Raw genomic sequence first — 25,819 nt, 5'->3', positions numbered from 1 at the left:
ACGTCCGAGTCAGGACCCGTGAATCAGGTACTGCAGTGTGTCCACGAGCTTTCGGTCCGAAGCCTCGGACTTTCGGCCGGTGATTCCCGATCGGAGAATTGCGGAACCCTCGAGCAGGCTCACGATGGTCTGCGCTGTCGCGCCAAGTTCCGCCGCATCCAGCTCCGGTTGTGCACACGCGACTGCGCGCTCTACGTGTGCGATGTACTGGGCGTAGAAGTCTCGAAGCACGACCGCGACTTCTTGGTCCGCCGCTGCAATGGCCCATACTTCGACGTACAGACGCACCGTGGCCTGGTCGTCCTGTTCTCCGAGCAGGACTCCGATGAAGTGTTCGGATTCCTCGCGGGAAAGGCTCTGATCCGTATCGGGGACGACGGCAAGGCGATCCAGTGAGCGGGTCAATGCACGTGACATCACTGCGCGTATCAGATCTGCACGGGTGGGGTAGTAGTGCTGCAGATGTCCTACCCGCACTCCGGCCGCGGCTGCGAAATCGCGCATTGCCGAGTTGGCATTGCCCTGAGTAGTGAGGACCTGTTCTGCTGCGTCGAGAAGTGCTGCCGCACGGGCGGCGCCCTTGGAGAGGGTCATGGTCGCAATACTGCCACCCCGAAGCTCTCCAACTCGGAGACGGTGCGGCGCGGGTTCGGAAGCGATTCGGGGAAAGTGACTCCAGGCTGGGCATCGTCGGCCAAGGCTCGTCTGACGGCCAGCGCGCCGCCCACCGCGGTGAGGTGAGCCTGGCCCTGCCGGTCGACGATTGTCGCGCTTGTCGTGCCGCTCGGGCCGGTGACATCGATGCGTACTTGCGCGCTCCCGCCCTTGCCCGGCGAGTACAGGAGTCCGCGTCGTAGCGGTGTGAAGCGGTCGCCGCGACCCCAACGGAACAGACCCACCTTCTTGGCGGCGAGCAGCGCAGTTGTGGATGCATTCGAACTGAAACCTATTCGAGTGCTGGCAGTTTCGGCGCCCAAGGTCATGGGGAACGTGAATTGTTCCGGAGTGTCGATTCTTCCGACCTTGGTGCGCGATCCGGGGAAGTCGACCCAGCGTGTATCCGTCAACGGGCTGACGGTGATCGGGTTTCCTTGCTGCATCACCTCGAAATCCTGCCCGAGCCGATCGATGAAGTCGACGGAGTCCAGCCCGGCAATGTCGTTGACGTCGTAGCGAATCGAGACGTCGATCGTGCTCGCGCCACCCAGTTCCTCGGCCAGCGCTGCGGCGACGATATTGGTGACTCCGCCCATCCATCCGGACGACAGGTACACCGGTGCGCTCGGCGACTTCTGACCCGCCAGAGTGGCGGCGCGAGCGACGCGGGTTGTCCAGCGGGTGATGTCCACGTACGGAATGCCGGCCTCGACGGCGGCGGACAGGACACGATCGTGGGGATCGTTGACCGTCGACACGACCGCGCGTACGGACGCGTCGAAGGGTGTCGGGTCGAGGAGGTCCCAGCGGCGGACGGAAGCGCCGTGACGGCCGGCCAGTTCGTCGCCTCGCTCGGGGGTGCGTCCGGTGAGGAGTAGTGGGAAGTCGGGGGCGAGCAACGCAGTCAGGGCGCTGCCCACGGTTCCGTATCCGCCGGCCACGAGGATCGGGCCGTCGGCTGAATACTGCAATGAATCGGTCATGCACCTAACTCTAGGTCAAATGACCTAAAACGTCGAATGGGGTTCTTTCCGCTGCTCAGTCCCGGTGTCGCACGATGTTGACGACGTTGCCATCGGGTGCCCGGACGAGGAATCGGCGAACACCCCACTCTTCGGTCGTTATGGGGTGCACGATTTCGTAGCCGAGCCTGCGGGCCTCTTCGTAGGCGCCGTCGATGTCGTCCGTGTGGACTGAGATGACCGAGTCCTCGGCCGCAGTGGCGTCGTGCGTGACGAGCTGTACGTTCGCGCCGGTGTCGGGAGAGGTGTAGCGAGCGACCCACCCCATGTTGAACTCTTCGGTGCTCAGGCCGAGAAAGTCGGAGTAGAAGCTCTTGGCGGTTCCGACATCGGCGACTTTGAGATTGGCGGTGATGCGTCGAGCGCGCATGTGGTTCTCCTACCTTCGGCAACAGATGCGCTCGATGATCGTCCGAAAGCGGATCCATGTCGACTGTGCCGTCCGAAGATGCAGGCCGCCTGGTTGATTCGATCTGTCACTGCGGATCGAACGAGCTCACAGTTCCCCACCGTGAGAAGGGAAGGACGATCAATTGAACCTTGCCGATGACATTGTCGATCGGCACCGTTCCACTGTGTTCGTCATCGAGATGGAAACGTGAATCCTTCGAATGGGCGCGGTTGTCGCCCATCACCCACAGGTTCCCGTCGGGAACCGTGACCGGCCCGAAATACCTTCCTTGACAAGAGGTATCGTTGCCCGGAATGCGCTTGTCGATGTACGGCTCGGTCAGCGGCTTGCCGTTCACCCGAAGCCCCTCTTCCTCGGACAGACACTGTACGGTTTGGCCACCGACCGCGACTACCCGCTTCACGAGGTCGTTTTCGTCCGGCGGGACCAAGCCGACGATGGACCCGAGTCCCTGAAACGCGCGAACAATCGAATTGTCGGATCGAATGGATTTGTACTCGTCGTTCCAGGACTCGGGTCCCTTGAACACGACCACATCCCCAGGTTGCGGATCCCCGAATCGATAGCTGATTCTGTCGACGAGGATCTTGTCTCCCGTGCAGCCGGTGCATCCGTGAAGTGTCGGTTCCATGGACTCCGACGGGATCAGAAAGATGCGTCCGACGAAGTTCTGAATGACAACACTCAGGACAAGTGCGACGACAACGAGGATCAGAATCTCACGCCACAGTGGACGTTTCCTCGGGTGATCGGCCACTGCCGATTCAGTGGAGTCGGTCGAGTCCTCGTGGGCGTCGGATTCCGTCACACTCCCGACAATAGATGGCGCAACCAGTCGTCGGCCCGATACGAATCTTCTCGGTTCGTGGGTCTGTCTGTCAGCTGACATGCTTCGGAATTGGATCACATCACGCGCGAAGATCCGGTCGAGATCGGCAATCCGCGCAGTCCTGACCCAAACATCGTGCCGACGAATACCTTTCGCAGAAGCAGGTTGAACAACTCTCCGAGATTCAAGCGTGCAGCACGCCGGCGCCTCTGTTGATCGATTGGCACAATCTTTTGCGAGAGATGGGCATTCTCCCACTGAAGCGTCGGTGCGAGACAGCGCCTCGTAAGGACGACTGTACTTCCGGGCAATTTCTCTCGAACTTGGATTGACCGCACGAAAACCTGATGTTTGGGGGACAATCATCTGGGGCGATCACCTGGGGCGACAAGTCGAGGAGATGCAAATGTCCGAGGCCAAATCCGAAAGCACTGAGTCTTTTTCTGAGACGACACCGCCGGCGGAGCCGTCGAAACAATCAGTGCTCAGGCGGTACTACCCGGCTGCGGTGCCCGTCGTCCTCGGCTTGATCATCTATTTCATGCCTGTTCCGGACGGTGTGGATCCCAAGGGCATGCACATGCTCGGAATCTTCGTCGGCACCATCGTGGCGTTGATCTTGCAGCCGCTGCCGACGGGTTCTGTGGCGCTGGTAGGCCTATCGATCGCCATGATCACCCAGACCGAGACGCCGACGAAAGCGTTGTCCGGCTTCAGTAACACCACGATCTGGCTGATTGTCGCATCGTTCTTCATTGCCGAGGGCTTTCTGGTCACTGGACTCGGCAAACGGGTTGCGCTCATGTTCGTGACCAAACTCGGCAAGTCGAGTCTCGGATTGTCCTACGGAATGGCGTTGACGGACTTGATACTTGCTCCGGCGACGCCGTCGAACACCGCCCGTGCGGGTGGCGTCGTCTATCCGATCATCGTCTCGCTGAGCAAGTTGGAGGACTCCAATCCCGAGCCCGAGGACTCTCGCAAGAAGCTCGGAGCATATCTGCTGCTCACGTCGCTGCAAGTCAACGTCGTGACCTCCGCGATGTTCATCACCGCCATGGCGGGTAACCCTGTGGCCGTCGATGCGGCTGCCAAGATCGGCATCGACATCTCGTGGGGCAAATGGGCGCTGGCAGCATCGGTTCCGGGAATTGCGAGTCTGATCGCGATCCCGTGGGTGATGTCGAAGATCTTCCCGCCCACGATGTTGAAGACTCCGAAAGCACCCGAGCAAGCCAGGGAGGAACTGCGCAAGGCAGGTCCGATCAGCCGCAACGAGAAGATCATGGCCGCCACCTTCGTTCTGCTGCTGGTGCTCTGGTGCCTGGGCTCGCAGCTCAACGTCAATGCCACTACAACAGCATTCGTCGGAATCGGCATCCTGTTGGTGACCAAGGTGCTGACGTGGAACAACCTGGTCCACGACACCGGGGCGTGGCAGACGCTCGTGTTCTTTGCCGTTCTGGTCGGTATGGCAAGCCATCTCGAAGAACTCGGCGTGATCTCGTGGATCGGAACCCAGGTCTCCTCGAGCGTCGACGGTTTGCCGTGGATCTGGGCTTTTGCGATCCTGACCTTGGTGTACTTCTACGCGCACTATCTGTTTGCGTCGAACACCGCGCAGATCGTCGCCATGTACGCGGTGTTTCTCGGCGCGGCGGTGGCAACCGGTGCGCCGCCGCTGTTCTCGGCCCTGGTATTCGGCTTCATCGGCAGCCTGTTCGGCGGTATCTCGCACTACGCGTCCGGTCCGGCCGGAGTGATCTACGGTTCCGGATACATCAAGACCTCGGAGTGGTTCCGAATCGGTTTCGTGATGAGCGTCGTGATCATCCTGATCTGGACGATCATCGGCGGCGCGTGGATGAAGCTGATCGGCGCCTGGTGACGATCAGTTGTCCTTGCGCCGCAATCCGAATCGCATCGATTCCTTGTTGACAGCGGCAATCGCGGTCAGCGGTATCTCCGCGGGACACACCTGCGCACATTCACCGTAGGTCGAGCACGGCCCGAAATCGGCCTCCATCTGGTGCGACATCGCTCGGGCCCGCTTGCCACGTTCGTTGCGGCCCTGCGTGACGAGAGACAGGTGGGTCAGTTTGGACCCGGTGAAGAGGTGCGCGGCACCGTTCGGGCAGGCTGCCACGCAAGCGCCACAGCCGATGCACGCGGCGAAGTCCAGTGCAGCTTCGGCACTTTGATGCGAGAGCGGCTGACTGTCTGCGTCCGGCGCGGTTCCTGCATTGACCGAAACGTATCCACCGGCTTCGAGCACCCGGTCGAGCGCAGAGCGATCGACGACGAGGTCTCGGACCACGGGAAAGGCCGCGGAGCGGAACGGCTCCAGTTTGATTCGGTCACCGTCGGAGAAGCTGCGCAGGTGCTGACGGCACGTGGGAGTGTTCGCAACCGGCCCATGGGGAACGTCGTCGACGGTGATGCCACAGGACCCGCAGATCCCTTCTCGGCAGTCGGAATCGAAGGCGATGGGTTCGTTGCCGCTCTCCACGAGTTGGTCGTTGAGTCGGTCGAGGAGCTCCAGCAGCGACATCTCCACCGTCGCGTCGTCTATTTGGTAGGTGTCGAATGCGCCGGACGACTCAGGTCCGGATTGGCGCCACACGTCCACGGTGATTTTCATACGTAGTTCCTCGTCTGCAGTGGAACAGCGGTGAAGGACAACGGCTCGTCGTGTCGAACGTGTCTGCCGTCCTGGGCGGTTTCCCACGCGGAGACGAAGCACCAGTCCTGATCGTTTCGCTGCGCTTCGCCGTCGGGAGTCTGATGTTCGGCACGAAAGTGCGCTCCACAGGACTCGTCACGATCGAGAGCATCGACGCACATCAGTTCGGCGAGCTCGAGGAAATCGGCTACCCTGCCGGCCCTTTCCAACTCCTGGTTGAACTGGTTTCCGCTGCCGGCAACTCGCAGGTTCGACCAGAAATCGGTTCGCAGTGCGCGGATTTCGGCGATCGCCTTGGTCAAGCCCTCGGCCGTTCGGGTGACACCGCAACCCGCATAGAGGATCTCGCCCAGTTGTCGATGGAACCTGTCGGGGCCGTGTGTTCCGCCGACCGAGAGCAGCAGGTCCACCCGACCCCTCACGTCAGTGAGCGTCGACGTCACAGCGGGATCGGACAGTTCGAGTGGAGTGGATCCGAGTAGCGGTGCAAGATAATTCGGAATCGCGTACGGGAGGGTGAACCAGCCGTCGACGCATGCCGAGAGCAACGAATTGGCGCCGAGGCGGTTGGCCCCGTGGTATCCCCAGCCTGCCTCACCACCGACGAACAAGCCGGGGATGGAGGTCATCTGGTCGTAGTCGTTCCACAGTCCTCCCATGGTGAAGTGGGCTCCGGGGGCGATGCGCATCGGCACCGTATAGGGGTCTTCGCTGGTGGCGTCGCGATACATCGAGAACAGATTTCCGTATCGCTCCTCGATGGTCTTGCGGCCGAGCCGTGCCAACGCATCGCGGAAATCCAGGTACACACTGTTTTTCAGAGGGCCGACGCCGTGACCGGAGTCGATTTGCTCGCGGGCGGCCCGTGAAGAGACGTCGCGGGGAGAGAGGTTCCCGAACGCAGGATATTTGCGCTCGAGGTAGTAGTCGCGTTCGTTTTCGGGAATGTCGCCGGGCTCACGATCGTCTCCGGGCTTGGCCGGTACCCAGATCCGGCCGTCGTTGCGCAGGGATTCGCTCATCAGAATGGTTTTCGACTGCCACTCGGAGTTGACGGGAAGCGCCGTCGGATGGAATTGGATGAACGAGGGTGAAGCCATCAACGCACCGCGTCGGTGCGCTCGCCACGCGGCCGTGGCGTTGGAATTCTTCGCAAGTGTGGACTTGTGGAATACGGTTCCGTAGCCGCCGGATGCCAGTACGACGGCATGGCCTGTGGTGGCGCCGATCTCACCGGTCACGAGATCGCGTGTGACTATCCCTTGTGCTCGCCCGTCCGAAACGATGAGATCGAGCATCTCGGTTCGGGTGTGTAGGTTGACCGTTCCGGCTGCGATCTGACGTTGCAGTGCCTGCGACGACGCTATCTGCAACTGCTGGCCTGTCTGCCCGCGCGTGTAGTACGTGCGCGACACCTGAACGCCGCCGAAGGATCGGGTGGCCAGAGTGCCGCCGTACTCGCGAGCAAACGGTGCCCCGATGGCATTCATGTGATCGATGACGCGTACGGATTCTTCGGCGAGACGGAAACAGTCGGCCTCACGGCCCCGGAAATCACCGCCCTTGACGGTGTCCTTCACGAAGCGGGCGAGACTGTCGTTGTCCACTTTTCGAGCGCGAGCAGCGTTGATGCCTCCTTGCGCGGCGACACTGTGTGCACGGCGGGGTGCATCGTGGAAGGTGAAGGACTCGACGTGGTAGCCCAGTTCACCGAGGGAGGCGGCGCAGGCCGCGCCGGCGAGGCCGGTACCGACGACGATGACCGTGAACTTGCGCCGGTTGAGTGGGCTGACGAGCTTGTAGTCGAGTTTGCGAGTGGGCCAGGCCGTCGCCGGATCGCCGGCCGGGACCTTACCGTCCACCGGTGTCCCGATGCTGCGCAGATCGTCGAGTTCGAAGCTGTTCACTTATGACGCTCCTGTCTTCGAGATGGCGCCGGTCATGACCGCGATGGGGATCGACATGTTTCCGACCATCACGACGAGCGCAAAGATTCCGGAGAGTGCAACGCCAATCTGGCGCAGTCGTTGGCCGGTCACGCCGAGATCGTTGACCGCGCTCCAGAGTCCGTGTGCGAGGTGCATTGCCAGCAGAGCCATCGCGACGATGTAGAACGCTGCCACCAGCGGACGCTCGAAGCTGGCAATCAGATTGTCGTATGCGTAACTCTGTGTGCGCGTGGCCGCTTCGTACTCGCTGCTGCCGATGGGTCGGGTTCCGGTCGTGAGGTCGAGTATGTGGAAAATGACGAATAGCAGCAGCACAGCTCCGGTGACGGGCATCGTGCGCGCTGTAAAGGACTTGATTCCCAGACCTTTACGTCGAAATTTTCCTCGAGCTCGGCGTCCGCGGACGGTGAGCAGCCAGGCACACCAGACGTGTGCGACCAATGACGCGAGCAAGACGATGCGAAGAATCCACAGAAGTCCCTCGTAGGGCAGGAAGGGTTCGAACACCGTTCGTAGCCAGTGTGCGTAGTCGTCGAAGTGATCGGCACCGGTGTAGACCTTCAGGTTTCCGATCATGTGGACGAGAACGAAAGCGGCGAAGATCAGTCCTGTCACGGCCATCAGAATCTTGCACGTGATGTTGGACGGCCGCGGTCGAGCTTGGAGTGAATCGCCGGTAGCTCGCGATACACGGGTCGGAGCACTCACAGACAAACCTCCCACGCCAGACTTGCCGGACAGGTGCCGTCAGCCTAAGCCCGATCGGGGTTTTCGGCCAACGGATGGGTGCCCGACTTGTCTGTTAATGCAGGTGAATGGGAGTGTAGGGGTGCTCATTACCCGAAAGTAAGGAACTCGTGAACGATGTTTGACTCGACGTGGCGACGGTGGTCATGGCGCGCCGGAACGGCATCGGCCCTGGCAGTGGCCTTGTTTGCGGTGGGGTCGCCGGCTGGTGCGCAGGAGACCGTCGACCTGGCCGACGTGTTCAATCCGTTGGTCGTGAAGGCACTCCAAGGCGCTGACATTTCCACCGAATTGACTCCACTCGGGCTCTCGTCCGATGATCCGTGGTTCGACGAACCCGAAATCGAGCCGGGTACCGCCCCCGGCACACTTCTCAAAGCGCGTCCGGTCAGCGTGCAGGTCTACCAGGTCCGCCCCGACGTGGTCTCGGCTCATCAACTGATGTACACCACCACTGATCACTTCGGTCGGCAGGTGATCAGCACCGGAATTCTGATGATTCCCGAGGACGGAACTGCGCCAGGTGATCGCAAGATCATCGGATACGCCGAGGCGAACGACAGCCTCGGCGCGAACTGCGCACCAAGTCACCAGTGGACCGGCGGCAATCAGAGCGACCCGGCGATGTTCTCGGCGCTCGGCCCGGTGGCTCAGATGTTCGGCCACGGCTGGGCAGTGATGATGAGCGACGTCGGCAACGACGGCGACACTGCTCCCCATCCGTTCTCGATCGGACAGTTCTCAGGGAAGGCAACGCTCGACGGCGTTCGGGCAGCACTCGCGCTTCCGGAAGGCGGCCTCGAATCAGACACCCCTGTCGGCATCTACGGTGTCGCCGGAGGCGGTGTCGCAGCGGGCTTTGCCGCGGAACAGGCCCATGAATATGCGCCGGAACTGAACGTCCAGGCCAGTGCCATTCAGGCGATGATGATCGACCCGGCAACGTTCGAGGAAACAGCGGCCGGTGGGATCGGTTCCGGATTCGTCTTCTCGAGCATTCTCGGATTCGACGCGGGCTACCCCGACGTTCGGCTCGACGACCATCTGACTCCGATCGGTCACAACGTCGCCGCAGCCTTCCGCGCGTCCTGCCAGGCGCTCTACCTCGGACTCCCATTCGTTCCGTTCGACGTCCTACTCACCAACCCTTCGCCCCGAACGATCCCTGCGCTGGCCGCGGCGTACGCGGACAACACGTTGGGAAAGCAGGCGCCGGCTTCCAAGCTTCTGATTTCTTCCTGTGAGGACGACTTTCTCGTTCCCTTCAGTGAGGCAGAGCACTTGGCGCAGACATATCGAGCAGACGGCGGCAACGTGGACCTGCTCCCGTCGCATTGCGGGCCGCTCGATTACGTGACCAACCTGTACAAGACGGTGACCGATCAGCTGGGTATGCAGGACATCGCCTGGCTGGCAAAGACGTTCGACGAAGCCGAGGGACGATGAGCTTGCGGAAGTCTCTGACGCGCAGGGATTTTGCGCGCACGGTTCTCGTTGCTTCGGCAGGTATCGGCGGTGCCGTCGTACTGGGAGGCAGGGCGTCCGCGGGTGCTGGTGAGCTCGACAGGTACCTCGACCTGGAAGCAGTGAACGCAAACGCCGAAGCCACGGGCGGCCTGCATCCTTCTCTGCCATCGGATTCCGCGACGCTGCGGTCTTTGGTGGATACCGCCCGAGCCTCGGGAGTGGATCCGCATCGCTATCAGACACTGCTCAAGCAGTACTGGCTCGCGGTCGGGACGGAGTCGGCAGGTATCGATCTCGCTTCGTGGACTCCGTTCGACGGTGTGCACGCGAATCTCGGAAACCTCACCAACACTTTCCAGTTCTACGAGCGACTCCAGCTCGAGCATCGAGAGCTGCAGTGGGCAGGTATGGGAGGAATGGTCGGGCCCGCTTTCGCCGGTGGACTCCTCGACTTGGACTACGGGCGGGTTGTGCTGGAAGTCCAAGCGATCAGCGAGGCGATGGCACTGGTCTGGCGAGAGATCGACCGCATCGGGTCGCCGGTTGCATCGTCGATGGGAGCACCCGAGGACATTGCGGCACTTCTCGAGGTCGGCCACGAGATTCGCCCCGAGGACGTGATGTGGTTCCAGGGGAAAGTGATTGCGATGAGCAAACACATCTTCTCGGACCTGATTCCCATGCACATGGCGTGGGTTCACGACGGTGTCGACGGCATCGCCGAACTCGATCGCGCAGGGCTGCTCGACGAGAACGCCCGTATCGCGTGGAACAACATTGCTTCGGGGACACCGGAATCGGTCTTCGACGGCAATGTGCGTCTGCTGCGAAGGGAGCAGTACCAGTCGGTGGGTGATCAGTGGGACGAGGCGAAGGCCTACCGCGGCAGCGTTGGTCGCTCGTTGACTTACTTGACCACCTTCGCCGCATCACCGTCGATGCCTGGCGTCGTGCCGCCACGCGAGTCGAACCCGCTCTCGTTCGCGGTGGGCAATGCTGTTGTGCAAACGCCGCTTCCGGACTTCAACTGGGCGGACCGGGATGGTCGTTGGACCTACATCAACGATCAGTTGCTCCCGGTCTACAACAACCTGATGAAGAATCAACCGGAACTGTGGCGAGCGACGCTGGCCGCGCCCGTCTCCGTTCGGATAACCGAGCAGCGAATGATCGCTCGCTTGCCGGACATGTTGCGGTCCATGTTGTCGACTCTGGCGATTACGGTCAACTGAACTCGGCGGTGGCGGGGCCTCAGGGTCCCGCCACCGCCCGTGAACTTGTCGGTCAGGCCTGGCTCAGCTCTGCTTGCATGCGCGCGGAGTCCTTGCCGACAGTGCGGGTAGCCAGGTAGATGAATACCGCGGTGAGTGCCAACATGATCGGCACGAGATACATGGCCGAGTTCAACCCGTCGCCGGCGTACTGAGCCAACTTCCCGGTACCGGCATCTGCAAGTGCACGCTTGGCGAACCAGTCCGAGATCGCTCCAACGGCAACCGGTCCGGAGAATCCGCCGAGAAGGTACATGGCAGCGAAGAACAGCGCCGTCGCAGTGCCGCGGAGCCTGGGAACCACGACGTCGTGAATGGCAGGGTAGACGCTGATGTAGAAGCCGTAGGCCAGAAGCCACCCGGCCGAGAACAAGAGCGTGAACATCACGACGTTTCCGCCGTGTTGCAACAGTGCCAGCGCCGTCAAAGGTGCCGCCAATGCCGAGGTTCCGACACCGATCATCAACCGTGCGCGTGGTGAGCGTGCGCTGGCCTTGTCAGCGTAGCGAGCGCCGAGAAGCAATCCGATCAGGCCCGTGATTCCGACGATGATGCCGGTGACCGATGCCGCCGCAGTCAGTTTCAGGTGGTACTGGCGCATGAGCAGCGGGACGACAAACGAATTCACTGCGTAGGCGGCGAAGTTGAACGTCAGCCCGGCAAGGATGAGCCAACGAAGCGTGGGAATTGCGAGCAGACGACGGATCGGGCGGGTGATCGGTGCCTGTGAAACAGCGGCTGCGCGGGCCTCCGGACTTTCGGAACCACCACGAACCGGATCTGCCATGCGGTAGAGCACGACTGCAAGCAGGACACCGGGAATCGCCGCGAGGAAGAACGGTGCACGCCAGCTGTCGAATGCCTCGGCGATCTTGCCGACGGTGAAGTAGGCGAGCATGAGGCCAATTGGCAAACCGAGCATGAAGACACCAAGTGCGCGTGAGCGTCGTTCTGCCGGGTAGATATCACCGATCATCGAGTTGGCTGCAGGTGTGAAGGTCGCTTCGCCCACACCGACGCCGAGACGCGCGAGGATGAACAGCACATAGCTGCCGGCGGCACCGGTTGCTGCCGTCAGTCCGCTCCACACCAGGAGTCCGATCCCGATGATCTTGGGACGGTTCTTCGTGTCGGCCAACCGGCCCAGAGGCAGTCCTGCGACTGCGTAGACGAGGGTGAATGCAGAGGTGATCAATCCCAATTGCAAGTCGCTGAGCGAAAACTCGTTCTTGATCGGCTCGGCAACGACTGAGGGGATCGCCCGGTCGAAGAAGTTGAGCATGTTCGCGAGAAACAGGGCGACGAGTGTGCCGCCGAGAAGTTTGTCACGTGTTCCGACAGGGGCGCCGTCGACGGACGGCAGCGGCGGAGCGTCTCGTTGAATTGACATGATTGTTCCACCCTTTTCGCGAGTGCTGAATGAATTGTGCTGGGGGAGAAGCTCAGGACAGAGCGTCGGCGACCGTTTTCCCGATCGCCTGCATCCCGGCCGCAGTGGGATGCAGTGGAACCGCCGGCTGGGTAGGGACGATTCCCGTGTAGTAAGCAGTGGCAGGGTCCGTGCAGATGTCATGCCCGGCAGTGGTTTCGGTGATGTCGATGTACTCGACGCCGTAACGGGCCGCAGTTGCTGCCATGACCGTGTTGCCGTAGTCGATCACACTCTGGAGATAGTCGGCGTCGCGCGGCCAGAACGGCTGAGTGCCGGGGCAGCCGCCACTACGGATGTATGTTCCGTATCCGACCACGACGATGCGCGCCGACGGTGCTCGATCCTGCGCGACTTCGATCATGGAACTCCAACCTGTGGACGCATTTTCGATCATCTGTCGCTGTTGATCGACGCCACCGGAGGTGAACTTGTCACGGCAGGACGTTCCGGTGGGTTCGGGGAGTGGATTGACGCAGCTCAGAACTGTCGGGAACAACGAGATGTCGTTGGCACCGATGGTGATGGTGACGAGGTCGGTATCAGGCCCCAATGCTGTTGCCTGCGGTGATACTTGACCGGAGAACGTCGATTGTGCGGTGTCCGTGACGTTGGCGGATCGCGCCGACGAGCAGGTCATATCCGTGAGTTGAGCGCCGAGTTCTCGCGCCACCACGGACGGGTAGTTGTCGAGTGATCGTAGACAGCCCGGTGACGACGAGTCCTGCGCGGTGACCAGTGGGCCGGCCGCCGCGGAATCGCCGAGCGCGACGTACTGGATAGTGCTGACCGCTGTCTCGGCACTCGACACACCGGTCCCGAGAGCCGCGATCGAACCGGCAGCCACGACGCCTGCCAGAATGGCTGCGCTGCGCGTTTTCCACGTCACTCGAGGCTCCTCTTGGTCGAAGGTGGGACTTCCAGTTACGCCGCTGATTGTGAATTCGTGAGTGGCGTGGGTTACATAGTGATAGGAAAAAGGCAGGTCGGCCTTGTGGTGGCAATTCAATTCTGTGGAGGGTTTTGTGTCAGGAAACAAAGATCTGCCGTTCGAGCCGATCCTGGTTGGTGGCAGATCTCTGGCCGACCGACTGGCGCAACGCACCCATCCACTGGTCATTGAGACAGTCGATCTGGTCCACCGCGACGTCACCTTCTACCGGTTGCTCCCTGACGAGGCATTGCGTAACGACGTCACCACCATCGTGAGGCGCAATCTGGAACTGTTCATTTCGATGCTGCGGACCGGCGCCGATCTGGCGCCCGAGTTGCTCGCCGACATCAGCGAATCGGCTCGCCAACGGGCTCAGGAATTGGTTCCGCTCGGTGAGGTGCTGCGGGCATATCACTTGGCAGCCGGGCTGTGGTGGGAGACCATCAGCGAATGGGCGGTCCCGGAAGACGGTGTCGCACTTGCCCGCACCGGACGACTCTTGAATGCATACACCGCGGCTTCCGCGTCGGCGGTTCTTGCCGGCTACGGTTCCGACCATGTCACCCAGACGGACGAGGATTCTGCGCGAAGGTCATTGTTCGTAGCACTTTCGACGGGTGTCGATGTTGATCGGGTCTCCGACGATGTGGGCATCAGGTTGGCGCGCCTGTACTGGGTGGTGGCGCTGCACGTCGAACGGAATGACGACGAGTCCTCGACCGAGGTGGACACTGCCGTCGCCGAGCGGAGAAAGGTGCGCCACCTGCAACGAGAGCTTGATCAGGTGGGGCGTGACAAAGCGCTCGGGGTGCTCGGGAGCAGTGGCGGAGCCGTACTGATTCCTATTGTGGAATCGGAACCCGCTGAGGGGAACTGGGCGTCGAGTCCGCAGTATCTTTCATTGTGTCGACGATTGGGTGATCTCGAGAAGGTCATCGGTGCATCGACGGTTGCCGCCGTACATGTCGCGGCACCGCCCGCAATTCCCGCAGCGGTGTCGCAGGCGCGCGAGGTGCTGAACGTTGCCCGAAAGTACGGCCGTACAAGTGGGGTCGTGCGTCTCGAGGATCTTGCAGTCGAGTATCAACTGACCCGCCCGAGCGCTGCGCTGCCGATCCTCGCAGATGTGTTGTCGCCGTTGGAGTCCGATCCTGCCGTGCTCGAGACGCTCGAATCTTTCATCGACTCCGGATTCGATCGAGCTACCACCGCTCGGCAGTTGCACGTACACCCGAACACGGTCGTGTACCGCCTGCGTAAAGCGAGTTCCCTGACGGGACTTGACCTGTCGTCACCGAAAGATCTTGTACAGGTCACCATGGCGCTGGGAGCGCGTCGCGCGCTCGGAATGGAGGCGGACTCTTCCCAAACGTGATGCGGCTGTGGTTCTCTGTGAACGTGTCTGATTTTCGGATTGGCAATCCGGCCGGGAGACATGGCCAGACTGGGTCAGCTGATGGTGCAACGAGGCGCGTGGCGTGATCAGACGTTGATCGACTCCGCCTACCTCGACGAGTTGTCCGCGCCCTCTCCGTCCAATGGGGGGTACGGCTTCTTGACCTGGGTGAACGCGGGCGAGGACTTCTACTCCGTGAATGCGCCGGTGAGCAAAGTATGTTTCGCATCCGGTGTGGCAGAACGCGCCTCGGGATCTCTATCTCCAGGAGTTCTTGCGGCTTGTCGTCGCTTCGATCGTGGACGTTCCACCGCCGCCGTACGTCGGGCCTCCCGTGCATGGGTCGGGTGGTCCGCTCATCGACGATCCGTCAGCTCGTCGGCTTCGCGAACCCCGAATTGATCTTCGACACGATGGTCGGGACGGGGCGAGCAGGAACACCCGGATGCAACATCGTGATCTGCAACAACGAATTGTTGCCGTTCAGTGTCGCCGACCTGCTCGGGGATGCTGCAGCTCAGATCGGTAACGCGGCAGGCGCGTCGATTCGAGATGCTGGTAGATGACGGTTTCGAAGCCAAATCGTTGTGAAACCTTCATGTTTAGTCTGTGTGACGGTAAGTCAACAGTAAAAGTCGCTTAAATCACACAATTCAGACAAAACGTTCGTTACCGTGTGCTGGACAACCGACAACTCTTGGGGGTTCGGCTACATGGCAAATGTTCGTAGGTCTCTGACGAAGGGATTGATTGCTGCTTCGGTAATCGCCGCAGCCGGAGTGGGATTGTCGCCGGCGACAGCGAGTGCCGACATCACTCCGACGACGGTCGTCAACGGCATCCTGTCGACGGTGGGCGGCTGCCAAACACCGGTGCGGTCTCTCATTCTTGCGTGCACGAGTGCTGAGACGCTGACACGCCAGTCGCCCGTGCTGCTCGACCTCAACCCCGTGGGCACGAACATCGTCGTCTTGGGTGCCGGCCTCTTCGACGACGGCACGATGCGTCCGATGTTGGTCGACCGGCTTCAGGCGGCGCTCCAGCTGGCCCGTCAGTACCCGCAGTCTCCGATCATCACAAGCGGTGGGGCTCCGAAGGCCGGAGTAACGGAAGCCAGGGCGATGCGCGAATGGCTCGTTGCCAACGGCGTCAACCCGGGCCGGATCACCGAAGAGGGAACTTCGTGGTCGACAGTCGAGAATGCGATCAACTCTGCGCGGATTCTCGCCGATCGAGGCGCGACCGGCGTGGTTGTGGTCTCGAGCGCCAATCACGTGGAGCGCGCGATGGTGGACTTCCGCGTTGCAGTTCTCGGCCGGATCCCGGTCGCAGGCGTAATCGCTGCAACCTGACGTCAGTGATTGTGGGAGTTGGACTTTCGCCAGTTCAACGGCGAGGCGTCGAATCGTCGACGGAAGGCGCGGCTGAACGCGGCATCGGATTCGTAGCCGACGGTTATCGCAATGGTTCCGACCGGCTCGGTGGTTTGCACGAGTAGTTCGGCGGCACGGTCGAGTCGGCGCTCGGTGATGTAAGCGCCGGGCGTCTGGCCGACCAGTCGCGAGAAGCGCTCCGCAAAAGACGATCTCGACAGGGTGGACAGCGTCGCCAGTTCGTCGATGGTCCAGTTGCGTGACGGGTCGTTGTGGACGGCCTCGAGGGCCTGCCCGATTCGTGGATCCATTGCTGCGGTCAACCATCCGCCGTTCGATCCGTCCGCTCGAGCCCACGCTCTGAGGATCTGGACGAAGAGAAGGTCGAGAATCCGGGAAACCATCACGGAGGAACCAGGTTTCGGATCGTCCACCTCGGCGCCCAACAGTCGGCTGCTCACCTCGAGCCACTCGACCGGGGTTCCTTGTGTCGCGCGCAGTTCGACGAAGTCCGGCAGAACGGACAGCAGTCGCTGCGCTGCGACGTCGTCGAGTGTGAAAGTACCGAAAAGCCAACATGTTTCGTTTTTCGGGTGCATCGGCATCGCATTCTCGATCGTATGAGCATGCCCATGGGGTAACAGTACGAGTTCCCCGGGGCCGAGTTCGATCGGGGCTTTGCCCTGCGTTCTGATCACGATGTCACCGTGCTCGGCAATGTGAAGTGCTCGCACCCCAGTGGGTACCTCCACGGTGAAGTTCTCGCCGTGGACGCAGCGATGAATCTGATCACCGCGAAGGTGGACGACTTCGAGAACGTGCGAGAGGGTGTCCCGGGTTCGAGTCTCGTCGGTGGTGGGTACGTACCGCTGTGATGATGTTGTCCTCATGGATCGATCACTCCGATGGTCTCGAGCATTCGGCGTTTCTGCACAAAAACTTGGCAATCTGGTCATGGTTATTGATCCAGGATCCCCTTAACGTGGGTAACAGGCAAGGTCTGGGTTTCGAAGGCTTGCCGATCGTCGGATTATTCGTCGCACTGCGTATCTGGAGGAGTTGGTCATGGCAGAGAAGGTAAACATCGTTCTGGTGCATGGAGCCTGGGGAGACGGTTCTCATTGGCGTCACGTCATACCCACCCTGCACAACGCCGGGCATCGAGTGGTTGCGGTCCAGAATCCACTTACTTCGCTCGCCGACGACGTGGACCGGACCAGGAAGTTGGCCGAATCGATGGACGGCCCGACCTTGCTGGTCGGACACTCGTACGGCGGCGCGGTGATCACAGGCGCGGGTCATGCGGAAAACGTTGTGGGACTGGTATATATCGCTGCCTTTGCGCCGGACGAGGGTGACAGCCTGGGAAGTATCTTCGCCCGCACGGATCAGCCGGCGGGCGCGGCGAACATCGCGCCGGACGCCGAGGGCTTCTTGTGGATCGCCCCGGACAAGTTTCAGGAGAGTTTCAGTCAGGATCTCGACGACACGGAAGCATTGGTCATGGCGCTGACGCAGAAACCCATTGCGGGTCAGTGTTTCTCGGACCCGTCAGGGCCGCCGGCATGGCGTGGGAAGCCCAGTTGGTATCAGGTTTCAGGGCAGGACCGAATGATTCCGCCGGAAACCGAGCGATGGATGGCAGAGCGTATCGGTGCCCGCGAGATCGAGGAACTCGACGCAGGCCATGCATCCTTGGCGTCCCACCCGCACGAGGTCACCCAGTTGATCCTGCGTGCTGCTGCAGAATTGTCGTGACGGCGTAAATCGTCCGGCTGTTCGAGTGGGCTGCCCATCACGACTAATTTGTCGTCAGTCCTCGGAACTGCCCAGTCGGTGAAGCAGCGCTGTCAGCGTGGTGATGTCGTCCGTATCCCATTTCGCGAGTCGGGCGCGCCAGCGATCTATCTGGTGATTGCGGATGGTCGTGAGCTTCGTTCGCGCCTCAGGGGTCAGAGCTACCAACTTGGCGCGAGCGTCGTCGGGATCGGGGATTCGTTCCACCAGGCCGAGTCGAGCTGCGGCGTCGATTTGCCTGGTCAAGGTGGACTTCTCGATATCGAGGGTGCAGATCAGGTCGGACATCCGCACCGCATCCGAACGGTTCAGGATGACCAGAACCGGGTAGAGCGCCGGATCGAGTTTGGGATGAATTGCGCGCGCATAGGTGCGCGCCTGGGCGCGTCCTCGTTGCCACATGTCGGCAAGTTCCATCTCCAGGCCCGTGATCGGATCTGAAACCACTGTCGTTTCCCCTTTGGTGCGATTCGTTCGGTGTTCATCAAACCAGAAGGGGGGCCGAAGTGATTTGGGTGAAGTCACGCTGAGCGAAAGGTACGTTCGGCGTACTGAAGGCGCCGGGCGTACCTTTCGCTCGCAAGGTGGGTGGGTCAAGCCACCGCATACGCCCGCACGCACGTGTTCAGGTCGCGGGTGAGATCGGCCGCGGTACTGGTCGGAGAACCGAATTTCACGACGGACCCGTCGCTCCCGTGGAACAACAGCGTCGGAAACGAAGTGGCGCCGAGCCTGCGTGCTCGGACGAAATCAGCGCGGGCGGCATCCTTCGAGGCGGCGGTGAACAGGGAAGACACCGCGGCAGATGGGTCGAGTTGGAGGGATTCCGCGATGGATCGGTACGTCTCGGGATCGGAAAGGCTGCGACCGTCTCGGTAGAACGCGATCTGCATGGCCTCCGCGATGTCGAGGGCGCGTGTCGGATCTTGCGCGCGCAGTGCGGCGAGTCCGATCGCTGCATCCGTCGAATCCATGACGAACCGCCCATCAGTCACCAGTTGTGAATATCCGTCACCGAAGACAGCGCCGGTCTGGGCGGCGATGGTGGCGTTGGCTGATTTCAGGTACGGAGCCGAAGACATGGGCGCGACGCGCTCACCGGTGAACAGTCCGCCGCTGACCACGGACAAGTCGATGGAATCGGCATTTTGACGGACGAACTCCGTCAACGCAGGGCCGAAGCCGAAACACCACCCGCAATAGGCGTCGAAGACGTAGGTGAGTTGCGTCTTGCCTGCTGTTTCCGAGCGTGATGTCTGCACTGGAAGATTCCTATCCGAGCGTGAACTGATTGATACCCTGACGGTATGTCGCATTCGGGTATTCGGTCACGGTGAAGATGAGTCCCGAACTAGTGAAAAACAGACAAGTACCCGTCCGGGACGTCGGGTACGCATCGTCGGTGGCTGACGCGACCGAGATCGAAGTACTCAGCCTGGACACCATTCGCATCAACGGGGGAAGCGCAGAGTTCGTCGGCCCCCAACGTCCGCAATTTCACTTGCTCGCGCTGGTGACCGAGGGCTCGGCGCTACACACCATCGACTTCGTGAACTACGCGGTGAGCCCGGGGACCGTGTTCTGGGTCAGACCGGGGCAGGTGCAACAGTGGGGGCGAATCCAGGACTTCGAGGCGACGGTTGTTCTGTTCACACCCTCGTCGCTCGATGCCGTCAGCCAGCAGTTGTTGGACGGGAACGCTCGCAGTCGGCAGGCAGCGTGGCAGTTGTCCGGCGAGAACCTCGAGACCATCAGCACGGGTATGAAACACCTGAACCTGAACTACGGCTGCCCGGATACTTCCGCGCCGGTCGTTCGCGCGGCCATTCTGCGGCACACGCTGACAGCAATTCTGTTGAAACTGACCCATCTCGGTGGACAGGAACAGAGTTCCGTGCTGGCGCACAATGACGTGTTCGAAAGGTTTCATGCCGTTGTCGAACGTGACTTCGCCACGGTCCGTTCGGTTTCGGAGTACGCCAACAAGATCGGGTACTCCGAGAAGACTGTGCTGCGGGCCACCCGAGCCGCTGCCGGGATGACGGCAAAGCAGTACATCGATCAGCGTGTGGTTCTCGAAGCGAAACGTCTGCTGTCTTTCGGCACGGACACGGTCACCCAGGTGGCGTCGAAGTTGGGGTTCGACGATTCTGCGAACTTCACGAAGTTCTTCGCCACCCGGGTGGGTGTTTCTCCGCTGACCTTCCGTCAGGACGTCAGAGCGCGCTGAATGCCGCCCATCGCGCGTCGGCGCTGTCGAGGGTTCCGATACTGTTCTGCCCCTTGCCATGTGCGATGCCGTCCAGATCCTGGATGATCCAGTAGATGGCAAAAGGATGGCTGCCGAACCAGAGATCACCGCTGACGTCCAGAGCGTGCGCCGGATCGGGTGTCAGGTTGTCGAACAGTGGAGTGTTTCGCACGATGGATGCGTCGTACTGCTGCCCGGAAAGTACGGCGACGGTCTGCGCCGCATGCTCGGGTAGGAGTTCCGGCGAGACGGGGGAAATCGTGCCGGTGTCTTGATTGTTGGTCGCGTTGACTTCCGATGCCGGCCTGGTGAATCCGGCCTCGGTGACCAGTGTGGAGATGGGAGTGGTCGGTGGCACGGTGAACAGGTTTCCGCTGTAGCCGAGAAGGATCGCAAGGCTCTGGCCGGCAGCCGCGGACTTGACGCCTTCGAGGCCGGATTCCAGCTTTCCGATCATGGCGGTAGCTTCGCTGCCTCGATCGAGCTGTGCCCCAGCTTGTTCGAGCACATCACGCCACGGCGCCGAGTACGGGAGGACCAAGGTTGGCGCCACGGAATTGATCTGCGCGAACAGGCTCGGTAGTGGACCGGCATTGCTCATCAAGATCTCGTCGGGTTCGACGGACGCGATCTCCTCGACGGCGGGGTTGGCGAAGAAAGTCGGCTTGTCGAGAACTTCGACGCCCTGCTCGCGCAGAATCGACTTGGCGACGTCCGATCGCAGGGTGCTGTAGACGACGGTGGGCTTCACGCCGAGTGCGAGTGCACTCAACCCCGCGTACTCGTCGAGCGCGAGAATGCGCTGCGGTGAGGCCGGAACTTCGACGGTGCCGAGTTCGTGGGTGACGGAGCGAGTTGCAGAGGCGGTGTCGGACTCGGCGGAGCTGCTGCACGCGCTTGCGCCGGCGACGGTCAGGAGAAGCGCCGAGACGATGCCGAATGCGGTTCGGGTGGTGAACATCTGAGGTCAACGATCCATTCGTGGGAAGAAGAAGGACAGGAGGGTACCGGCCAGCAGTAGGCCGGAGCAGACGAAGAGGGCTTGGGAGTATCCGGAAACCAGTGCTTCGGTCGGCGCGCTGTCCGAACGTGCCGTCGAGGAAGCGGCGACGCTCACGAGAACGGCTAGTCCGAGTGAACCGCCGATCTGACGCGATGTACTCAGTAGCCCGGATGCCATGCCGACTTCTTCGGGGGGAGCGTCGGCGGTGGCGACGTTACTGAGCGGCATGAACGACAGACCGATGCCGATGCTCGCCAGAAGCGAAGGCACCAGGATGACGGCCCAGAAGGGACTGTCGAGGTTCATGGTCGAAAACATGAAAGTTCCGATTGCGGCGACTGCTGTCCCGACTACGAGCAGCGGTCGAACTCCGTAGCGCGGAAGGAGTTTGGTGGACGCGAGGATGCCGATCACCAGGCCGAAGCAGAAGGGCAGGAAAGCCAGACCGGTGGTGGTCGGTGAATAGCCCAGCCCGCGTTGCAGGAAGAGTGAGACGAAGAAGAACGCGCTGAACTGTGCCGCGCACACCAGGCACATGATGGCGTTGGCCAGTCCGATTCGGGGTCGAAGCAGGGTGGACAGTCGTACCAGTGGTGTGGCACAGCGGCTTTCGACCACAACGAACGCAGTGAGCAGCGCGATCGTGAGCGCGAATCCACCCAGCACGTAGCCCGAAGTCCAGGAATGTGATTCCGTGGCGATCACTGTGCCGACAAGGGCGGTGATTCCGGCCGTCGCCAAGATGGCTCCGGGGAGATCGAGGGAGCCGCCTCTGGCGGCTTGGCCGGCCGGCAGGCCACGGGCACCGGCAACTGCGGCGATCAGGGCCACTGGTGCGCCGGCGAACATCACCCATCGCCAACTGAGCCCTTCGGTCAAAATGCCGCTCAGGACGACACCGAGTGCGCCGCCCAGTGCTGACGACATTGCGCCGATGCCGAATGCCTTGGCCCTGGCGCGTCCGGTGGGAAAGGCCTGACTGAGTGCGGCGAGCCCGGCCGGCGCGATCAGTGCAGCGCCGACGCCTTGAAGTGCCCGAGCTCCGACAAGCATTTCGGCGGACACGGAGAAGGTGCCGACGATGCTGACGAGGGCGAACAGCAGAAGCCCGGAAACCAGAACTCGACGAGTGCCCATCACGTCGCACAGACGACCGCCGAGAAGCAGCAGTCCGCCGAAGGCGAGGGCGTACGCGTTGACGACCCAGGACAACCCGGCGTCGGAAAAGTTCAGCGATTCCTGGATGTCGGGCAGTGCGACGTTGATGACCGACATGTCGAAGGCCACCAGGAACTGCGCTGCCGCGGCGGCTGTGAGGACCAGAGCCGGTGCGGCTACCGCTCGAGTTGTTGTTGTCATTGCAGGTACCTAATTTGTATACGCGTTCTCATAAGTAGTTAGGTTTACCTTGCTGGCGACTGAGATGCAAGGGGTTCCCCGGGCGAGAGCGTCGTAGCAGGGGCGCGCACAATCGACGGATGGCCGAAAAGATGGAACCGAGATCACCGCGGCTCGGACGTCCCCCGACGATCACGTCGGAGCAGATAGTCGACGAGGCGAAACGGCAGCTTCAGACCGGCGGCGCCGACGCGTTGAGCATGCGCGCGTTGGCGAAGTCGCTCGGCACCACGCCGATGGCGCTGTACCGGCACGTGGGCGACAAGGAACAGCTGATCAGCGCGGTGCTCGATGTGTACTCACAAGATCTCGGCGCGCTGGTCCTGCCGCAGGATCAGGTCGAACGGCTTCGCACGATCTTCACCGCGATCTTCGAAAAGCTGGCGTCGGAGCGCTGGATCATCGAGTTGCTTCAGCGCGGTGGCCGTGGTGGGAGCGGCGCTGTGGTCTTGGTCGATCGGGCGATGGCCGCGTGTGTCGAACTCGGTATGTCACCTCGTCGCGCACTGTTGATCTATCGAGCGCTGTGGAACTACACACTCGGCGCATTGCTCAACATCTACGACACCACTACGCGACCGGAAGGCAGCGTGTCACCTCTCGCGGTCAAGATCCGAGAAATCGGGCCCGAGGAACTGCCGGTGCTCAGTGAGGTGCTCGAGGACTGGCCGGGAGGGACGACGACTGAGAGCTACTTGGAAGGACTGGAAGTCTTGATCAGCGGATATATGAACTCCGACTGAGTGTGTTCACAGCAGTCCGTGCCGCGGTGGGATTGTCCCGGACAGTGTCCACCGGCCGATGTGCTGGACCTTCCACCTCGTCGGATCGTGCAGGGTGTGCGTGCGCGCGTCACGCCAGAACCGCGAGAGGTTCGCCGATTCGCCTGCGCTTCTGGTGCCACCGATCTCGAACAGCGTGCTCGTGGCCGCCAATGACGCCCTGGCACCGACCACTTTGGCAGTTGCAGCGTCGATGGATGCTCGGGCCGTGGAGTCCTCGGTGGGATCACGACGCGCCACGTCGATCGATCGCGCTGCTTCCGCCAAGAGGGATCTGGCAGCGCGAACCTCGATTGCCGCTTCGCCGGCGAGTTGAACGAGCAGTGGATCCTCCACCGCTGTATCGACTTTCGCCTCGAAGAAGGGACGCGCCTTTGCCGCGAGTTTCACGGATTCACGCAGTGCAGCCGACGCGATGCCGGTGTCGATCGCGGCGTGCAGGATCTGGGCCTGTGCTCCGTAGGTGGTCGGGTGAGTGAAGAGCGACGTGAAGGGTACGACATTGAACTGCGGTACCGAAACGGATTCCAGGGTCACGGTTCCGCTTGCAGTTGTCTTCTGTCCCATGCCGTCCCAGTCGTCGACGATCGACAGTCCGGGAGTATTCAGGGGTAGGTAGACCGCGGATTTCACCTGTGCGCCGGTCTCGGTGAATTGATCCGCATTGGCGGCACGCACCACGATCCAATCTGCGAAAAGCGCTCCGGTGCAATAGAATTTTCGACCTTCGAGCACAAAGTCTTCCCCGTCGGGGGTGAGAGTGGTGCCGTCGATGTCGATGGTCTTGTTGCCGCGCTCGCTCTGGGCGTTGGCGAACTGCTTGCCCGACAATGCTTCGGCGTAGAAGAACTGCTTCTGCTCGTTAGACCCCTGGTACCGGAGCGCTTCCAGGAAAGTGAAGTGGCTGTGCGGAATCTGCGCGATGCTGGGATCGCCCTCGGCGAGTAGGCGGAAGACCTCGGCCAACGTCTCGGTGCTTGCGTCGATGCCACCGAACTCCTTCGGCACCGAGAGTCCGAGCAAGCCGGACCGCGCCAGGGTGCGAACCTCGTCGTGGGGAAGGAGGCGCTGCGCATCGCGGACTCCGGCACCTGCCGCGAACTCGTCGGACAGCTGTGACGCCACCGAGAGCGCCTCGTCCTCGCTGGTGATGCGGTGCGCGATCTCCTGAATGTCCACAGCAGTCATGCTGCCACCGTTTCACAGTCGCAGCACCCACCCAACACTTACAACCTGTGTGATCGCTACCCTGGAAACCACTGGGAACTGCATGTTTGCTGGGTTTCATGTCTACTGAACGTATCGCCGACGAGATCAAGTTCGCCTACTGGGTGCCCAATGTCAGTGGTGGTCTGGTCACCTCCGACATCGAGCAGCGGACCAGCTGGGACTACGAGTACAACAAGAAGCTGGCACAGACCGCCGAGAACAACGGCTTCGAGTACGCCCTGAGCCAGGTACGTTACGAGGCGAGCTACGGGGCCGAATTCCAGCACGAATCCACGAGCTTCAGCCTTGCGCTTCTCCTGGCCACCGAGAAGCTCAAGGTGATCGCCGCGGTGCATCCGGGACTCTGGCAGCCGGCCGTGTTGGCGAAACTGGGCGCTACCGCCGATCACTTGTCGAACGGTCGATTTGCCGTCAACGTCGTCAGTGGTTGGTTCAAGGACGAGTTCACACATCTAGGCGAGCCGTGGCTCGAGCACGACGAGCGTTATCGGCGTAGCGCCGAGTTCCTTCAGGTTCTTCGGAAGATCTGGACGGAGGACGACGTCGATTTCCGCGGCGACTTCTACCGCATCCACGACTTCACGTTGAAGCCGAAGCCTCTCAACACTCCGGAGCGCCCCAATCCCGAACTGTTCCAAGGTGGTAACTCGGCGGCAGCCCGTGAGAACGCGGGCCGGTATTCGGATTGGTACTTCAGTAACGGCAAGGACTACGACGGCGTCACCGAACAGTTGGTCGACGTTCGCCGTGTTGCTCGTGAGAACGATCGGGAGGTCAAGTTCGGGCTCAACGGATTCATCATCGCCCGCGACACCGAGGCGGAAGCAAAGGACACACTGCGCGAGATCATCGCCAAGGCCAACCGCCCTGCGGTCGAGGGATTCAAGAATGCAGTCCAACAGGCCGGCGCATCGACCGCGTCCAAGGACGGGATGTGGGCGGATTCGACGTTCGAGGACTTGGTTCAGTACAACGACGGTTTCCGCTCGCAACTGATCGGCACGCCGGAACAAATCGCGCATCGGATCGTCGAATATCGCCGTCGCGGTGTCGATCTGATTCTCGGCGGATTCCTGCATTTCCAGGAGGAGATCGAATACTTCGGGGCCAAGGTGCTTCCGCTGGTTCGTGAACTCGAAGCAGCCGACAGCGACGAGCAGGTGCTCGTCACCGCCGGCTGATCGCCTGA

Annotated in this window: 26 protein-coding genes; 11 read left to right on the top strand and 15 right to left on the bottom strand. The window is 61.5% G+C overall.

What is annotated here, in order from left to right; translation table 11 throughout:
• Positions 1-9: 9 nt before the first annotated feature.
• The 4 genes from AOT96_RS07890 to lepB all read right to left on the bottom strand — a co-directional run bounded on the left by AOT96_RS07890 (position 10) and on the right by lepB (position 2,899).
• Positions 10-594: a TetR/AcrR family transcriptional regulator gene (locus AOT96_RS07890; RefSeq protein WP_003943180.1), complete on the bottom strand. Its 585-nt coding sequence runs from the start codon at positions 592-594 to the stop codon at positions 10-12.
• Positions 591-1,640 carry a saccharopine dehydrogenase family protein gene (locus AOT96_RS07885; protein WP_054827208.1) on the bottom strand — a complete coding sequence of 350 codons (1,050 nt, stop codon included), beginning with the start codon at positions 1,638-1,640 and terminating at the stop codon, positions 591-593. Before AOT96_RS07885 ends, AOT96_RS07890 begins: the two co-directional genes overlap by 4 nt.
• A gap of 55 nt (positions 1,641-1,695) precedes the next feature.
• Positions 1,696-2,049: a glyoxalase superfamily protein gene (locus tag AOT96_RS07880; RefSeq protein ID WP_042446391.1), complete on the bottom strand. Its 354-nt coding sequence runs from the start codon at positions 2,047-2,049 to the stop codon at positions 1,696-1,698.
• A gap of 106 nt (positions 2,050-2,155) precedes the next feature.
• Positions 2,156-2,899 (bottom strand): signal peptidase I, encoded by a 744-nt coding sequence (lepB, locus tag AOT96_RS07875; protein WP_042446389.1) that lies wholly within the window; start codon positions 2,897-2,899, stop codon positions 2,156-2,158.
• 427 nt (positions 2,900-3,326) lie between these two features.
• Here lepB and AOT96_RS07870 point away from each other — a divergent pair, with 427 nt between their 5' ends.
• Positions 3,327-4,808 (top strand): anion permease, encoded by a 1,482-nt coding sequence (locus AOT96_RS07870; protein WP_065351535.1) that lies wholly within the window; start codon positions 3,327-3,329, stop codon positions 4,806-4,808.
• 3 nt (positions 4,809-4,811) lie between these two features.
• Here the strand turns inward: AOT96_RS07870 and AOT96_RS07865 are convergent, their stop codons facing one another.
• From AOT96_RS07865 to AOT96_RS07855, 3 genes are read right to left on the bottom strand one after another with little or no spacing between them, the layout of a single operon-like run.
• Positions 4,812-5,561, bottom strand: coding sequence for a succinate dehydrogenase/fumarate reductase iron-sulfur subunit (locus AOT96_RS07865; RefSeq protein ID WP_042921559.1), 750 nt, complete (start codon positions 5,559-5,561; stop codon positions 4,812-4,814).
• The gene (locus AOT96_RS07860) at positions 5,558-7,510 is read right to left on the bottom strand and encodes a fumarate reductase/succinate dehydrogenase flavoprotein subunit (RefSeq protein ID WP_007730764.1); all 1,953 of its coding nucleotides are present in this window, start codon (positions 7,508-7,510) and stop codon (positions 5,558-5,560) included. The genes AOT96_RS07865 and AOT96_RS07860 overlap by 4 nt, the downstream gene beginning before the upstream one ends.
• A complete protein-coding gene (locus AOT96_RS07855) occupies positions 7,511-8,260 on the bottom strand; it encodes a succinate dehydrogenase cytochrome b subunit (RefSeq protein WP_047269404.1) in 750 nt (249 codons plus the stop codon).
• 156 nt (positions 8,261-8,416) lie between these two features.
• Here AOT96_RS07855 and AOT96_RS07850 point away from each other — a divergent pair, with 156 nt between their 5' ends.
• Positions 8,417-9,745, top strand: coding sequence for a lipase family protein (locus tag AOT96_RS07850; RefSeq protein WP_065351534.1), 1,329 nt, complete (start codon positions 8,417-8,419; stop codon positions 9,743-9,745).
• The gene (locus tag AOT96_RS07845; protein WP_007730769.1) at positions 9,742-10,998 is read left to right on the top strand and encodes a hypothetical protein; all 1,257 of its coding nucleotides are present in this window, start codon (positions 9,742-9,744) and stop codon (positions 10,996-10,998) included. Before AOT96_RS07850 ends, AOT96_RS07845 begins: the two co-directional genes overlap by 4 nt.
• A 52-nt stretch (positions 10,999-11,050) precedes the next feature.
• Here the strand turns inward: AOT96_RS07845 and AOT96_RS07840 are convergent, their stop codons facing one another.
• On the bottom strand, positions 11,051-12,427 hold the full coding sequence (locus AOT96_RS07840) for a spinster family MFS transporter (RefSeq protein WP_003942962.1): 1,377 nt from the start codon (positions 12,425-12,427) through the stop codon (positions 11,051-11,053).
• A 52-nt stretch (positions 12,428-12,479) separates the two neighbouring features.
• Positions 12,480-13,355 (bottom strand): SGNH/GDSL hydrolase family protein, encoded by an 876-nt coding sequence (locus AOT96_RS07835; RefSeq protein ID WP_007730772.1) that lies wholly within the window; start codon positions 13,353-13,355, stop codon positions 12,480-12,482.
• A gap of 136 nt (positions 13,356-13,491) precedes the next feature.
• On the opposite strand from AOT96_RS07835, the gene AOT96_RS07830 reads away from it, so the two are divergent.
• The 3 genes from AOT96_RS07830 to AOT96_RS07820 all read left to right on the top strand — a co-directional run bounded on the left by AOT96_RS07830 (position 13,492) and on the right by AOT96_RS07820 (position 16,148).
• Positions 13,492-14,775: a PucR family transcriptional regulator gene (locus tag AOT96_RS07830; protein WP_065352784.1), complete on the top strand. Its 1,284-nt coding sequence runs from the start codon at positions 13,492-13,494 to the stop codon at positions 14,773-14,775.
• Between the two features lie 302 nt (positions 14,776-15,077).
• A complete protein-coding gene (locus AOT96_RS07825; RefSeq protein ID WP_156778934.1) occupies positions 15,078-15,362 on the top strand; it encodes a hypothetical protein in 285 nt (94 codons plus the stop codon).
• Positions 15,363-15,509: 147 nt separating this feature from the next.
• Positions 15,510-16,148, top strand: a complete 639-nt coding sequence (locus AOT96_RS07820) for a YdcF family protein (RefSeq protein WP_037130560.1) — start codon at positions 15,510-15,512, stop codon at positions 16,146-16,148.
• Positions 16,149-16,150: 2 nt separating this feature from the next.
• Here the strand turns inward: AOT96_RS07820 and AOT96_RS07815 are convergent, their stop codons facing one another.
• Positions 16,151-16,954 (bottom strand): AraC family transcriptional regulator, encoded by an 804-nt coding sequence (locus tag AOT96_RS07815; RefSeq protein ID WP_231917452.1) that lies wholly within the window; start codon positions 16,952-16,954, stop codon positions 16,151-16,153.
• Here AOT96_RS07815 and AOT96_RS36000 point away from each other — a divergent pair.
• Together AOT96_RS36000 and AOT96_RS07810 are read left to right on the top strand one after the other, a co-directional pair.
• The gene (locus tag AOT96_RS36000; protein WP_225320434.1) at positions 16,877-17,044 is read left to right on the top strand and encodes a hypothetical protein; all 168 of its coding nucleotides are present in this window, start codon (positions 16,877-16,879) and stop codon (positions 17,042-17,044) included. The two genes, AOT96_RS07815 and AOT96_RS36000, sit on opposite strands and share 78 nt — an antisense overlap.
• 190 nt (positions 17,045-17,234) lie before the next feature.
• Positions 17,235-17,927, top strand: coding sequence for an alpha/beta hydrolase (locus AOT96_RS07810; protein ID WP_047269408.1), 693 nt, complete (start codon positions 17,235-17,237; stop codon positions 17,925-17,927).
• Between the two features lie 54 nt (positions 17,928-17,981).
• Here AOT96_RS07810 and AOT96_RS07805 read toward each other — a convergent pair whose 3' ends face one another.
• Entirely contained in the window at positions 17,982-18,413 is a 432-nt protein-coding gene (locus AOT96_RS07805) for a MarR family winged helix-turn-helix transcriptional regulator (RefSeq protein ID WP_003942924.1), read from the bottom strand.
• A gap of 146 nt (positions 18,414-18,559) precedes the next feature.
• Entirely contained in the window at positions 18,560-19,228 is a 669-nt protein-coding gene (locus AOT96_RS07800) for a DsbA family protein (protein ID WP_007730785.1), read from the bottom strand.
• Positions 19,229-19,368: 140 nt separating this feature from the next.
• Here AOT96_RS07800 and AOT96_RS07795 point away from each other — a divergent pair, with 140 nt between their 5' ends.
• A complete protein-coding gene (locus tag AOT96_RS07795) occupies positions 19,369-20,196 on the top strand; it encodes a helix-turn-helix domain-containing protein (RefSeq protein WP_030536057.1) in 828 nt (275 codons plus the stop codon).
• On the opposite strand, the gene AOT96_RS07790 is transcribed toward AOT96_RS07795, so the two are convergent.
• On the bottom strand, positions 20,183-21,178 hold the full coding sequence (locus AOT96_RS07790; protein ID WP_003943156.1) for an ABC transporter substrate-binding protein: 996 nt from the start codon (positions 21,176-21,178) through the stop codon (positions 20,183-20,185). The genes AOT96_RS07795 and AOT96_RS07790 overlap by 14 nt on opposite strands.
• Positions 21,179-21,184: 6 nt before the next feature.
• Positions 21,185-22,579 (bottom strand): MFS transporter, encoded by a 1,395-nt coding sequence (locus AOT96_RS07785; protein WP_003942889.1) that lies wholly within the window; start codon positions 22,577-22,579, stop codon positions 21,185-21,187.
• A gap of 119 nt (positions 22,580-22,698) precedes the next feature.
• Between AOT96_RS07785 and AOT96_RS07780 the strand changes: the two genes are divergently transcribed.
• The gene (locus tag AOT96_RS07780) at positions 22,699-23,361 is read left to right on the top strand and encodes a TetR/AcrR family transcriptional regulator (RefSeq protein WP_083197593.1); all 663 of its coding nucleotides are present in this window, start codon (positions 22,699-22,701) and stop codon (positions 23,359-23,361) included.
• Between the two features lie 6 nt (positions 23,362-23,367).
• On the opposite strand, the gene AOT96_RS07775 is transcribed toward AOT96_RS07780, so the two are convergent.
• The gene (locus AOT96_RS07775; RefSeq protein WP_058226890.1) at positions 23,368-24,588 is read right to left on the bottom strand and encodes an SfnB family sulfur acquisition oxidoreductase; all 1,221 of its coding nucleotides are present in this window, start codon (positions 24,586-24,588) and stop codon (positions 23,368-23,370) included.
• Positions 24,589-24,686: 98 nt separating this feature from the next.
• On the opposite strand from AOT96_RS07775, the gene sfnG reads away from it, so the two are divergent.
• Positions 24,687-25,811 (top strand): dimethylsulfone monooxygenase SfnG, encoded by a 1,125-nt coding sequence (gene sfnG / locus AOT96_RS07770; protein WP_007730790.1) that lies wholly within the window; start codon positions 24,687-24,689, stop codon positions 25,809-25,811.
• Positions 25,812-25,819: the final 8 nt, after the last annotated feature.

Origin of the sequence: Rhodococcus sp. 008 (genome assembly GCF_001682295.1) — a bacterium.
Taxonomy (GTDB): domain Bacteria; phylum Actinomycetota; class Actinomycetes; order Mycobacteriales; family Mycobacteriaceae; genus Rhodococcus_F; species Rhodococcus_F qingshengii.
Note: the sequence above shows the minus strand (reverse complement) of the source record. Positions and strands in the feature narration are given on the sequence as shown.